Genomic DNA, 12,658 nt, shown 5'->3' with positions numbered 1-12,658 from the left:
ACCTATATCTTGTGGGGTGGGGTGTCTGTTTTTCGCGCCGCGCCCCCCCCCCCCCCGCCCCCGCCCCTCGGTCGTTCGTCCACTCGCCGTGCGCCCGGTGCCGGTGGGCCGGCCCGGGCGGTGGGAGGCTCCGCTCAGGCGACGGTGAACTTGACCGTGCGCTCCTTGTCGCCGGTCTTGTCCAGCACCGAGGTGATGGCGTCGGCGACGTCCTGCGGAGTGATCGCGGCGGTCTGGCCGTTCTTCTTGATCTTCAGCTTGTCGAACACCGTGCCCAACTGGCCGGCGAGCGCGTCCAGGTCCCACTTGGGCACGATCTTGCCGGCGGCGTCGGGCACCAGGGTGAGCGTCTTGGGGGCGGTCTTCGGGCCGAAGTCCCAGGTCTTGGTGCCGGCCGTGATGTGGATCTTCCCGTTGACCGCGGACTTGCCGAGGCTGTCCGCGGCGGCCTGCAGGGCCTGCGGGGAGACCTTGGGCTGGGCGGCCGTCACGGTGAGGGCGACCGGCTGCTCGGCCTTGCCGGTGGCGCGGTCGCGGTAGGCCTGCTCGACCTGGTCCACGGCGGACGCGGCGTCGACCGCCTGGCCGGCCCTGCCGGGCACCACGACCGGCTCGCCGGCGTCGCCGAACCTGACGTAGCCCTCCTGGAGGCCCTGCCCGGACCCGGCGGCCAGCCCCTCCAGGGCGGCCTTGAGCTTGGCCCGGTCCACCTTGACCTCCGGCGGCACGGCCTTCTCGTCGCCCTTCAGCGAGGTGATCACGTCGACCGGGCTGTAGGAGTGCTGGGTGAGCCGGTCCACGGTGGCCGTGGTGTCGAAGCTCAACCCGGCGACGGTCGGGTCGAGGTCCATCGCCTGGTCGCCGATCTTCAGCTTGACCGGCTGCTGGCCGGCCTTGCCGACCGTCTCGTCGAGCTGGTGGATCGCCTGGTCGCGGTTGCTGCCGCCGATGTCCGTGCCGAGCACCACGGTGCCCTTGGGGATGTCGGACTGGTTCAGCATCAGGCCGGTGCCGTACGCGGCGGCGCCGAGGAAGAGCACGCCCGCGACGCCGTAGACGCCGAGCTTGACGAGCTTCTTGCCGCGGCTCGGCCGGGCCTTGCCGGTGGCCGCCTTGGGGGCCTGCGGCGCGGCGGGCGCCGGCTGCTTCGGGGCGGGAGCGGTACCGGCCTCGGCCTCCGGGCCGCCGGGGTGGGGCCGGCCGGGGGCGGCGCTGCCGGGGCCGCCCGGCCGACCGGCCTGCGGGTCGGCCGGGGCCGTCGGCTGGGCGCCGGAGACGCCGGGAACGCCGGGGAAGAGGCCGCCGGGGGCGGCGGTGCCGTACGGCTCCGCGCCGGCCTGGGGGCGCTGGGCGGCGAACGGATCGGCGCCGGCCGGGGCCGAGGCGAACAGGCCGTTCTGCGGGGAGCCGTTCGGCGGGAGGCCGTGCTGGGCCGTGCCGCCGGGCAGGCCGGATATGGCGGCGGGCGGGAGGGTCTCCTCGCGGATCGGCGCGAAGCCGTCCACCGAGGTGTCCTCCGGGTTCGCCGCGTCGGCCGGGCCGGCCATCGGGTGGCCCTGGCCCTGCGGAGCGCGGCGGGCCGCGAACGGGTCCGCGCCGGGGCCCGGGCCGAAGGGGTCGGCGCCGGGGCCGGTGGCGAACGGGTCCGCCGGGGCGTCCTCGTAGACGCCGGCCTCGTCCGCCGGGGCGTCCGGGCCGGCACCGGTGCCGAACGGCGAGGCGGGTGCGCCGGTCGGGCGCGGGGCGGCGGCCTGCGCCGGTACCGCCCGGCCGTTCGGGCGGGCCGTGTCCGGGCCCGCGGTCCGGGCGGGGCGGGCGGCCTTGGGCCGGGCGCCGTTCGGGCGGGCCTCGGTGCCGGGGGCGGGCGCGGGGCCCGGCGCGAAGGGGTCGGCCGGGGCGTCCGCGGCGCCGGCCGGGACGGCGGCGGGCTCCGCCGGGCCCTTCTTCTGGCGCGGCCGGAACCACGCGCCGGTGGACTCCGATTCGGAGGTCGCGGGCGGGATCTCCCACTCCGGCGGCAGGTTCGGCGGGGTGGCCGTCCGCGCGCCGCCGTCCATCACCCCGAGGACGGGGGAGGCGGACGCGGCGGAGCGGTGCCGGGGTCCGGCCGGCTCGGCGGCGGTCGGCGGGGCCTCCTCGCCCTGGCCGTCCTCGTTCTTGACGGTGCTGCGGACCACCACGGGCGGGATCGGGCGCGAGCCCGGGATGTTGATCCGGACCCGCGTGGTCAGCGTGGTCTCCGTCTTCGGGGCTTCGTCCTCCCCGGCCGACGCGGAGCCCGGGGCGGCACCGGCACCCGCGCGGTCGCCGCCGGGGAAACCCGGTGTGCCGTAGGGCGGGGTGCCCGACGGGTAGGCGTCCGGGCCCGTCCGCCGAGGCGTCGGGTGGGCGTTGTCAGATTCGCGGCTGCTCAATGCTGCTCTGCTCCGGGTTCGCGGGCGGGCCGTGCGGCGCGACCGCGGTTCGTGGTCGCCGGGCCTGGCGGGCGGCGGTGGGGTACGGGCGTTCTGCGGCACCACCATACTGGGAAGAACTGACCGGTGAACCGGTTCGGATAGAACCTGATACGTCCGGTTCCTCCGGTATGAGAGTACGGCTGTGTGGTCCTGACTGCGCGTCGTACGCGGTACCGTACGCGGGCCGCCGGGGCGGTCAGCGCGGCGGGCCGGGCACTCCGGGGAACCAGCTCGTCCGGGTCGGCAGGGTGGCGCAGATCACGCCCAGGATCGAGCCCGCGAACAGCCAGGCGAGCGACGTGGCGTTGGTCCAGAGCACGTTGTCGCCCTCGGGCCGGGGGACCATCACCAGCAGCAGCGCCAGGAACCAGCCGGCCGCCGGCAGCGCGGCGCCGAGCCGGGTGCCGGTCACCCGCAGGCCCGCGTAGAACGTCGCGCCGGTGGCGGCGAGCGCCAGCAGGACTCCCACGGGCGGCCACAAGGCCTGCACAAATGCTCCGCAGACCGAGACCGCGACGCCCAGCAGGAAGAACAGGACATAGGCCGCGATCCGCCCGATCCGCGGGGGCTGCGGCTCGGCCAGCCGCTCGGCGCGGGTGCCGAGGACGGCCGCCGGGATCGAGCGGCGACGGGCCTGCGGGGTGGCGGGCTCGGTCATCGGGCACTCTCCTCGAAGGTGCTGTCCAGGCCGGCGAAGAGGTCGTCCTCCGGCAGCGGCCGTCCGGCCCGGCCGCGGACCAGCTGGTAGTACTCGGTGGCGACCAGCGGCTGGCCGAGGTCGTTGGAGAGCGTGAACCAGTCGCCGTGCACGGTGATCTGGGTGGCGTGGGCGGCCATCGCGGCCGCCTTGCGGTCGGCGTACGCGGCGCCGTCCAGCACGGTGGTGACCACGGCGTCGTCCACCACGCCGGGTACGTCGGAGGGGCTCGCGACGCCGGGCGACGGCGCCTTGGCGGCCGTCTCGGCCAGCCCCCGTTCGATCACCGACCGGGGCATCCGGTTCCAGTACACCTTGGCGATCCGCCAGGCCGGGCCCAGGTCGGGCCGGTACGTCGGGTCGGCGGCCAGTTCGTACGCGCGCATCGCCACCCGGTGCGCCTGGATGTGGTCCGGGTGCCCGTAGCCGCCGTCCTCGTCGTAGGTGACCAGGACCTGCGGCCGCACCTCGCGGACCACCGCGACCAGGTGGCCGGCCGCCTCGTCCACGTCCGCCCGCCAGAAGCAGCCGGGCACGTCGTTGTCGGGGACGCCCATCATCCCCGAGTCGCGGTAGCGGCCGGGGCCGCCGAGGAAGCGGAAATCGGCGACGCCGACGGCGCGCATGGCGTCGGTCAGCTCGCCGATCCGGTGGGGGCCGAGGGTGTCGTCCCGATCCGCCGTCAGGTGGGCCAGCTCCGGCGGGATCACCTCGCCGCCCTCGCCGAGGGTGCAGGTCACCAGGGTGACCAGGGCGCCCTCGGCGGCGTACCTGGCCATCGTGGCGCCGTTGCCGATCGACTCGTCGTCGGGGTGGGCGTGCACCAGGAGCAGGCGGCGGCCGGTAGTCGCGGTCATGGGAGGAAGCCTAACGACCGCGTGCGGGGGGTCAGAGCTTCAGGCCGTTGATCATTCCGGCGAGGTTGCTGGTGACCTGGCTGATCGACGGCGCGATGGAGCTGGACGCCAGGTAGAAGCCGAGCAGCGCGCAGACGATCGCGTGCCCGAGCTTCAGGCCGGAGCGGCGGATCAGCACCACCACGATGACCAGCATCAGCATGGCTGCGGAGATGGACAAAGCCATGTCGGCTCACACCCCTTCTCGGGTGCGCCACCCCCTCGGGGAGGGCGGCGGTCGGGACCGTGCGGGACTTGCGGTCGGGCGACCGGGGCCCGGGACGGGGCCTGACGATCACTCGTTGAACCAGTCATACCCGATGTGTGAGGGGAGCATTACGTTCAGTGAGGCTGCACGCGCCGGGGCATGGTGGCACAAATGGGGCGCATGGGCCGGTCGGAAGGGGTGTGGCCCCCGTTCCGGGGTCCCGGTCGACGATGCTCCGAACGAGTGATCAAAATCCTCCGGGTGGGGGCGGGGGAACGTCATAGGGTCTGGTGCCATGACCTCCCACACCCCTGCGGACACCTTCCCGCGGCAGTACGCGCGCACCCTGCGCTACACCGTCGGCGCCCCCCGGTCCTTCTCCGTCGCATCCGACGGCTCCCGGGTCGTCTTCCTGCGCTCCCTGCCCCGCCCCTCGGCCGGGGAGACCCCCCGCGCCGGCGACCGGGCCAACCGCCTCTGGACCCTCGACACCGCCACCGGCGAGGAGCGGATCGCGGCCGATCCGGTCGCCCTGCTCGGCGGCGGCGAGGAGGACCTCTCCCCGGCCGAGAAGGCCCGCCGCGAGCGCAGCCGCGAGGGCTCGGCCGGCATCGTCGGCTACTCCCTCGACGGCGCCGGCGCGCTGGCCGCCTTCGCCCTCTCCGGCCGCCTCTTCACGGCCGACCTGGTCGCCGGCGGCACCGTCGAACTGCCCGCCGAGGGCCCGGTGGTCGACCCCCGCCTCGCCCCGGACGGCGTCCACGTCGCCTACGCCAACACCGCCGGCGAGCTGCGGCTCACCCGCGCCGACGGGACGGCCGACCGGGCCCTCGCGCAGCCCGACGGCCCGGGCGTGACATGGGGCCAGGCCGAGTTCATCGCCCAGGAGGAGATGAGCCGCGACCGCGGCTTCTGGTGGTCGCCGCAGAGCGACCGGCTGCTGGTCGAGCGGGCCGACGACACCCCGGTGCGCCGCTGGTGGATCGCCGACCCGGCCAACCCGGGCACCGAGCCCGCCGAGATCGCCTACCCCGCGGCCGGCACCGCCAACGCCGGCGTCGGGCTCTGGCTGATCGGTCTGGACGGCGGCCGGACGGAGGTCCGCTGGGACGACGCGGCCTTCCCGTACCTGGCCCGGGTGCACTGGTCGGCGGGCGGCGTGCCACTGCTGCTCGTCCAGACCCGCGACCAGCGCAGCCAGCGCATCCTCGGGGTGGACGTCGAGACCGGCGCCACCGAGGTGCTGTTCGAGGAGCACGACGACGCCTGGCTGGAGCTCTTCCAGGGCGTGCCCGCCTGGACGCCGGACGGCAAGCTGGTCCGGATCTCCGACGGCGCGAGCGAGGACGGCGTGCGGGCGCTGGTGATCGGCGACCAGACCGTCACCGGCGCCGACCTGCTGGTGCGCTCGGTGGTGGCGGTGACGGCCGAGGAGGTCTTCTTCACCGCCTCCGGCGGCGCCGGCGAGACCGACCCCGAGCCGGGCTGGATCGCGGTCGGCCGGATCAGCCACGACGGCAAGCGGCTCTCCTGGGAGGCCGCCAACGACCGGCCGTTCACCTCGGTCACGTCGGCGGTGCACGCGGCCGGCATCACCGTGCGGGCCACCGCCGAGCCCGACCTGCCGGGCACGCTGGTGCAGGTCGCCCGGGACCTCCCGGAGGGCGTGGTGGTCGACGTGGTCGCCACCGTCGCGTCCTACGCCGAGACGCCGGTGCTCACCGCGCGCCCGGTGTTCCGCTTCGCGGGCGAGCGCCGCATCCCCGCCGCGGTCTTCCTGCCCACCGGCTACGACCGCGAGCGGGACGGCCTGCTGCCCGTCCTGATGGACCCGTACGGCGGCCCGCACGGGCAGCGCGTCGTCCAGGCGCACAACCCGCACCTCAACTCGCAGTGGTTCGCCGACCAGGGCTTCGCGGTGGTCGTCGCCGACGGGCGCGGCACCCCCGGGCGCGGGCCGGCCTGGGAGAAGTCGATCGCCTTCGACTTCGCCGGCGCGACCCTGGACGACCAGGTGGACGCGGTGCGGGCGCTCGCCGAGGAGTTCCCGCTGGACCTCGGCCGGGTCGCCATCCGCGGCTGGTCGTACGGCGGCTACCTCGCGGCGCTCGCCGTGCTGCGCCGCCCGGACGTCTTCCACGTGGCCGTGGCCGGCGCCCCGGTGACCGAGTGGGAGCTGTACGACACCCACTACACCGAGCGCTACCTGGGCCACCCCGCTGAGCGGCCCGAGGTCTACGCGGCCAACTCGCTGACCGGCCACGCGGCCGGGCTGGAGCGCCCGCTGATGATCATCCACGGTCTGGCGGACGACAACGTGGTGGCCGCGCACACCCTGCGGCTCTCCTCGGCCCTGCTCGCGGCCGGCCGGCCGCACACCGTGCTGCCGCTCTCGGGGGTGACGCACATGACCCCGCAGGAGGAGGTCGCGGAGAACCTGCTGCTGCTCCAGGTCGACTTCGTGAAGAAGTCGCTCGGCCTCTGAGGCGGGCGGCTGCGAGGTTCAGCGGAGGGGGGCCGTCAGGGCGCCGGGGCCCGCGGACGAGCGGTGCCGAGGCGCCCTCCGCTCCCCCGGGCCGCGGGTGCCCGCACGGGGTCGACGGGCCCGGCCCCGGTGGGGACGCCGGCCCCCGGCACTGACAGACGGCGCGCGACCTGCGGCTTCGGTGGCCGGTACCCGTGACACGGGTACCGGCCACCGGCATGACATCCGTCATGCCGAAGTCACGACGGCGGCCACTGCCGCCGGGCCGGGGCCGCGCGGGACTCTGAGCTGGTGCGAACACCAGCAGGGGAGAGGACCGGGTCGATGGGTACCGAGGTGGCCGCCTTCCGGGGCGTGGGCAAGAGCTACGGACGGGTGCGGGCGGTGGACGGGCTCGACCTCGTGCTGCGGCCGGGCGAGACCGTCGCGCTGCTCGGCCCGAACGGCGCCGGCAAGTCCAGCAGCCTCGACCTGCTGCTCGGCCTGCGCGAGCCGGACCGCGGCAGCGTCACGCTGTTCGGCGGCGCCCCGCGCGCCGCGATCGCGGCCGGCCGGGTCGGCGCGATGCTGCAGAGCGGCGGGCTGATGGCGGACGTCAAGGTCCGCGAGCTGGTCGGGCTGGCCTGCGACGTCCACCCGCGCGGCCGGGCCGTCCGGGAGGTGCTCGTCGACGCCGGGATCACCGAGCTGGCCGAGCGGCGGGTCGACAGGCTCTCCGGCGGCCAGGAGCAGCGGGTGCGCTTCGCGCTGGCGATCGCCGGGGCCAACGACCTGATCGTGCTGGACGAGCCCACCACCGGCATGGACGTCTCGGTCCGCCGGTCGTTCTGGGCGAGCATGCGGGCACAGGCCGACGCCGGGCGCACGGTGCTGTTCGCCACCCACTACCTGGAGGAGGCGGACTCGATCGCCGACCGCGTCCTCGTGCTGCACCGGGGCCGGCTGATCGCGGACGGTACGTCCGCCGAGATCAAGGCGAAGGCCGGGGCCCGCCGGATCACCTTCGAGCTGCACGACGTGGACGGCCCGTTCGAGGAGGCGGCGCTGCGTCGCCTGCCGGGGGTGCTGGCCCTGGACGTCAGCGGCCGGGTCCCGGGGGTGCGGACCGTCCGGATCCGGACGGCGGACGCCGACGCGGGCGTCGCCGGGCTCTACCGGGCGGGTCTGTACCCGCGCGGGCTGGAGGTGACCGGCCTGGGCCTGGAGCAGGCCTTCCTGACCATCACCGGCGAGCAGGACACCGCCGACACCACCGAGTTCGCGACGGAGGCCGCCCGATGACCACGCTGATCCGGCTGGAGATCACGCGCACCCTGCGCAACAAGCGGTACGTGCTCTTCACGGTGCTCTACCCGGCGCTGATGTACTTCTTCTTCATCCACGCCTACGGCACCGACCAGGTGGCCGGCGGCCTGCCGGTGAAGACCTACTTCATGGTCTCGATGGCCACCTTCGGCGCGGTCGGCGCGGTGCTCACCGGCAGCGCGCAGCGGATCTCGCTGGAGCGCAGGAGCGGCTGGGTGCGCCAGCTGCGGCTGACGGCGCTGCCCGGCCGGGCGTACACCGTCGCCAAGATCGCCGCCGGCGCGGTCACGACGCTGCCCGCGATCCTGGTGGTCTTCGGGGTCGGGGCCGCCCAGGGCGTGCGGATGGGGGCCGCCGAGTGGGCCGGCCTGGCCGTGGCGCTCTGGCTGGGCAGCTTCGTCTTCGCGGCGCTCGGGGTGGCGCTCGGCTACGCGGCGGGGGCGGACTCGGTGCAGACCGTCGTGATGATCACCTACATGGTGATGGCGCTGTTCGGCGGGACGTGGTTCCCGGTGACCGGCACGCTGCGGACGATCGCCCAGGTCAACCCGGTCTACCTGTACAACCGGCTGGCCGGCTTCACCCGGCCCGGACAGTCGCTGGACCTGGTCGCGGTCGGCGGTCTGGCCGGCTTCCTGGTGGTCTTCACCGCGGCCGCGGCCGTGCTGTACCGCCGGGACACCCGGCGGGCATGATGGCCACCATGTCCGACACGCCCCGCACCCACCGCACCGACGAGCCGGAGGCGGGGCCGGTGTCCTTCATGAACGTCCCCGGCGCCACCGTGGAGAACCGGCGGCAGCTGCTGGTCAAGGTCAGCTGGATGCTGCTCTGGATGGTCTACCTGCTCTACCCGGTGGGCGACCTGCTCAAGGACGGGCACTCGCCCGCGGCGACGGTGGCCGGCTGGATCGCCCTGGTGGCGTTCGTCGGCTGCTACGTCAGCCTGGTGGTGTTCCGTTCGATGGCCGGCATGCGGCCGCTGGCCTGCCGGGTGGTGGTCGCGGCGATGATCGTGACGGCGGTCGTCACCTCCTTCGGCCTCGGCACCGCGTGGCTCACGCTCTTCACCTACGCCTCGGTCGCCGTGGCGATCATCGCGCCGGTGCGCTTCGCGCTCGCCGGGGTCGCCGCGATGGCCGGGCTGACCGTCGTGGTCGGGCTGCTCAGCCGTGCCGACCACGGGGACATCCCCACCATCGCGCTCACCGCCTTCCTCTCCGGGGCCGCCATGACCGGGCTGCAGCGCCTGGTCGCGACCATGCGGGAGCTGCGCGAGGCACGGGCCGCCGTCGCCCACCTCGCCGCCTCGGAGGAGCGGCTGCGGATGGCCCGGGACCTGCACGACCTGCTCGGGCACTCGCTGTCGCTGATCACGCTGAAGAGCGAGCTGGCCGGGCGCTTCATGGACGGTGGCAAGGAGGAGGCCGCGCGGGCGCAGGTCGCCGACATCGAGAAGGTGGCCCGGCAGTCGCTGATCGACGTCCGGGAGGCGGTGACCGGCTTCCGCCGGCCCACCCTGCCGGTCGAACTCGCCGCCGCCCGGACGGCGCTGGCGGCCGCGCAGGTCAGCCTGGAGGCGGCGCCGGAGCTGGTGGACGCCTGGCCCGGGCTGGCCAACGAGGAGGCCGGCGCGCTGGCCTGGGCGCTGCGCGAGGCGGTCACCAACATCGTCCGGCACGGCGAGGGGGCCACGGTCTGCACGGTGCGGGCGGACGAGACGTGGGAGGGCGGCGGCGAGCGGTACGCCGTCCTGGAGGTCTGCGACAACGGGGCCGGGCCGGGCAAGTCCGGGCCGGGCAACGGGCTCTCCGGGCTGGAGGAGCGGCTGGCGCTGGTCGGCGGCCGGCTGGAGACCGGCCCGGGCGACCGCGGCCGGGGGTTCCGGCTGCGCGCGCTGGTCCCGCTGCGCTCGGTCTCCGTCGTGTAGGGGCGCGGGCCTAAGGTCGTCGGCATGAGTGAGATGCGAAACGACGGTGCCCCGTCCGTCCGCGTGCTGCTGGCGGAGGATCAGGGGATGGTCCGGGAGGCGCTGGCCGCGCTGCTCGGGCTGGAGGGGGACATCGACGTGGTGGCCCAGGTGGGGCGCGGCGACGAGGTGGTGGACGCGGCGGTCGCCCACGACGTGCAGGTCGCGGTGCTGGACATCGAGATGCCCGGCATGACCGGGATCGAGGCCGCGGCGGAGCTGCGCCGGCTGCGGCCGCAGACCAGGGTCGTGATCGCGACCACCTTCGGCCGCCCCGGCTACCTGCGGCGGGCGATGGAGTCGGGGGCGGACGCCTTCCTGGTCAAGGACGCCCCGGCGGCCGAGCTGGCGGAGGCGATCCGCCGGGTGCTGCGCGGCGAGCGGGTGATCGACCCGGTGCTGGCCGCCGCCGCGCTCGCCGAGGGGGCGAACCCGCTGACGGCGCGCGAGCGGGACGTGCTCGCGGCCGCCGCGGACGGCGCCGTGAACGCCGAGATCGCCCGCCGGCTGCACCTCTCCGAGGGGACGGTGCGCAACTACCTCTCGATGGCGATCCAGAAGACCGAGGCCCGCAACCGCACCGAGGCGGTCCGGATCGCCCGCGAGAAGGGCTGGCTGTAGGCCCGGCGCGGGCCGGACGGACGGGGCGCGGCCCGGCGGCGGTCAGTTGAGCCGGTGCCGGGCCGCCCGGGCCTCCAGGCGGACCTTCGCCGCGGTGTCCGGGTCGAAGGCGTCCAGGATCTCGGCGTAGGCGTCCATCTCGGCCGAGCCGCCGAGGAAGTCGCCGGTCCGCACCAGCAGTTCCGCCCGCTCCAGCCGGAGCTGGGCCGGGTGCCGGGGCAGCAGCAGGGAGAGTTCGGTGGCCCAGAGCTGGGTGCGGGCGTGCTCGGGGCGCTCGGCGGCCCAGGCGCGGATGTTGCCGAGCACCCGCAGCACGGTGTCCAGCGGCTGGGCCGGGGTGAGCAGTTCGGGCGAGAACGGGTGGCCGGCGGCCCGGACCAGGCCGGCCGCGTCCTCCAGGTCGAGCAGCCGCCCGCCGTGGAACGGGTCGGCCAGGACGTAGTCGTCCCCGCCGGCCGGGCCGCCGACCGCGACGATGAAGTGGCCCGGCAGCGCGATCCCGTGCACCGGCACGCCGGCCCGCCGGCCGACCGCCGTCCAGACCAGCGCGAGCATGATCGGCAGGCCGCGCCGGCGCCGCAGCACGTCGGGCAGCAGCGAGGACTCCAGCCGCCGGTAGTCGGACTGCCGCCCGTGGAACCGCTCCCGCCCGCCGAGCACGGCGGCCAGCAGCGCGGCCGTCTCCTCCGGCCCGGCCGGGGCCCGCTCGGCGACGGCGAGCCGGACGGCGGCGGCGTGCCGCTCCAGGGCCGCCTCGCAGGCGGCCAGCAGGGCCTCCAGGGTGGGCGGGTCCCGGGGGTCGTCCGGGTCCGGGACGGGGCTGTGTTCGGCGGCCGCGAGCAGGCAGAGCAGCACCGGATCGGGGTGCTCGGCCCGGGCCTCGGTCCGGAAGCGTGCTCGGCTCTGCTCGGTCACGGTGGCTGCGACGGCTTTCATGCGGGCGGACGGACAGGCGGAACGGAACTGACGGGTGGCACCGGCGGCCGGGCCGACGGGCGGGTGGGGCGGACGGACGTGGCGCCACGACCGCGCTACCCCTGGGGCAGGCGGGCGTAGTGGTAAGTGTGACTGGTCGTGAAGCCAAGTCCGTCATAGAGCGCGATCGCACCATCGTTCTCCGCCTCGACCTGGAGGTGGGCACCGGTCGCGCCCTCCTCGGCGGCCCGGGCGGCGAGCACCGCCATCAGCGTGGTGGCCAGGCCCGCACGCCGGGCGTACGGGGCGACCTCGATCGCGCCGAAGCAGGCCCACGGGCCGTCGATGACGCAGCGTCCGATGGCCAGCGGCGGCTGCCCGGGCGCGCCCGGCGCGGTGGCGAACCAGACCGACGGGCCGCCGTGGATCACCTGCCGCGCCGCCTCCTCCACCGCCGGGTCGCCGGTGACCCGCCGGTACAGCGACATCCACTCGGCGCCGGCCGTCCGGGCGAGCCGCACGCGCCGGTGGCCGGAGCCGAGCCGGGCCAGCGGGGCCAGCGGGGCGATCCGTACCAGCGTCGGCGAGTACGCCGCGCCCAGCCGGTCCAGCTCGCCGCGCAGGTCCTCGGGCGAGCCGGGCGTGCTGACCTCCACCCAGGCCGGCAGGCCGCGCGCCGCGTACCACCGCCGGACGGTCGCGAGCGCCTCGTCCAGGGGCAGGCCGGGGTCGCCGAGGGTCTGGACCGAGTTGGCCCGCCGGGTGAAGCCGGCGGACGCCCGCAGCGTCCACCCGCCGAGCGGCTCCTGCTCGACGGCGGGCCAGCCGCGCGCGGCGATCCGCTGGAGCTCCTCCGGCGGGGCGACGGGCAGCGCGGCCCGCCGGGCCGGGAAGAGCGGCACCACCTTGCCCGCGACCAGCAGCTTCTCCGCGAAGGTGACCGGAGCGCCGCGCCGCGGGGCGACGGTAAGCTCATGATCGTCCCAGGATGTGAGCACACCGATCACATCGCGGAATACCGGCCTGTCGTCCACGAACTCCGCGACACGCCGAACTGACACCCGTAGTCCCACGTCAGAGCGATCTATCCGGACCTCCGGACGGTC

11 protein-coding genes are annotated in these 12,658 nt (G+C 75.5%); 5 read left to right on the top strand and 6 right to left on the bottom strand.

The features are described from left to right. Positions 1–134: 134 nt before the first annotated feature. The 4 genes from ABZ497_RS04300 to ABZ497_RS04285 form a co-directional block, all read right to left on the bottom strand. Entirely contained in the window at positions 135–2,414 is a 2,280-nt protein-coding gene (locus ABZ497_RS04300) for a peptidoglycan binding domain-containing protein (protein ID WP_359803304.1), read from the bottom strand. 238 nt (positions 2,415–2,652) lie between these two features. Continuing rightward, entirely contained in the window at positions 2,653–3,114 is a 462-nt protein-coding gene (locus ABZ497_RS04295) for a DUF6113 family protein (protein ID WP_329489453.1), read from the bottom strand. Continuing rightward, positions 3,111–4,010: an N-acetyl-1-D-myo-inositol-2-amino-2-deoxy-alpha-D-glucopyranoside deacetylase gene (mshB, locus tag ABZ497_RS04290; RefSeq protein ID WP_359803302.1), complete on the bottom strand. Its 900-nt coding sequence runs from the start codon at positions 4,008–4,010 to the stop codon at positions 3,111–3,113. Before mshB ends, ABZ497_RS04295 begins: the two co-directional genes overlap by 4 nt. Before the next feature lie 31 nt (positions 4,011–4,041). Then, positions 4,042–4,236, bottom strand: coding sequence for a DUF2304 family protein (locus tag ABZ497_RS04285; RefSeq protein ID WP_045939028.1), 195 nt, complete (start codon positions 4,234–4,236; stop codon positions 4,042–4,044). A gap of 316 nt (positions 4,237–4,552) precedes the next feature. On the opposite strand from ABZ497_RS04285, the gene ABZ497_RS04280 reads away from it, so the two are divergent. The 5 genes from ABZ497_RS04280 (at position 4,553) to ABZ497_RS04260 (ending at position 10,637) form a co-directional block, all read left to right on the top strand. Continuing rightward, the gene (locus ABZ497_RS04280) at positions 4,553–6,742 is read left to right on the top strand and encodes a prolyl oligopeptidase family serine peptidase (RefSeq protein ID WP_359803300.1); all 2,190 of its coding nucleotides are present in this window, start codon (positions 4,553–4,555) and stop codon (positions 6,740–6,742) included. 324 nt (positions 6,743–7,066) lie between these two features. Beyond that, positions 7,067–8,023 (top strand): ABC transporter ATP-binding protein, encoded by a 957-nt coding sequence (locus tag ABZ497_RS04275; RefSeq protein WP_359803298.1) that lies wholly within the window; start codon positions 7,067–7,069, stop codon positions 8,021–8,023. Beyond that, complete coding sequence (locus ABZ497_RS04270) at positions 8,020–8,742, top strand: ABC transporter permease (protein ID WP_359803296.1); 723 nt, start codon at positions 8,020–8,022, stop codon at positions 8,740–8,742. The genes ABZ497_RS04275 and ABZ497_RS04270 overlap by 4 nt, the downstream gene beginning before the upstream one ends. 8 nt (positions 8,743–8,750) lie before the next feature. Continuing rightward, positions 8,751–9,977 (top strand): histidine kinase, encoded by a 1,227-nt coding sequence (locus ABZ497_RS04265; protein WP_359803294.1) that lies wholly within the window; start codon positions 8,751–8,753, stop codon positions 9,975–9,977. 24 nt (positions 9,978–10,001) lie between these two features. Next, positions 10,002–10,637, top strand: coding sequence for a response regulator transcription factor (locus ABZ497_RS04260; RefSeq protein WP_329489459.1), 636 nt, complete (start codon positions 10,002–10,004; stop codon positions 10,635–10,637). Between the two features lie 42 nt (positions 10,638–10,679). On the opposite strand, the gene ABZ497_RS04255 is transcribed toward ABZ497_RS04260, so the two are convergent. Next, on the bottom strand, positions 10,680–11,573 hold the full coding sequence (locus ABZ497_RS04255) for a transglutaminase-like domain-containing protein (RefSeq protein WP_359803293.1): 894 nt from the start codon (positions 11,571–11,573) through the stop codon (positions 10,680–10,682). Positions 11,574–11,668: 95 nt separating this feature from the next. After that, positions 11,669–12,550 carry a GNAT family N-acetyltransferase gene (locus ABZ497_RS04250; RefSeq protein ID WP_359803292.1) on the bottom strand — a complete coding sequence of 294 codons (882 nt, stop codon included), beginning with the start codon at positions 12,548–12,550 and terminating at the stop codon, positions 11,669–11,671. Positions 12,551–12,658 lie beyond the last annotated feature (108 nt).

The sequence above is a fragment of the Kitasatospora sp. NPDC005751 genome (genome assembly GCF_040630835.1).
GTDB lineage: Bacteria > Actinomycetota > Actinomycetes > Streptomycetales > Streptomycetaceae > Kitasatospora.
Note: the sequence above shows the minus strand (reverse complement) of the source record. Positions and strands in the feature narration are given on the sequence as shown.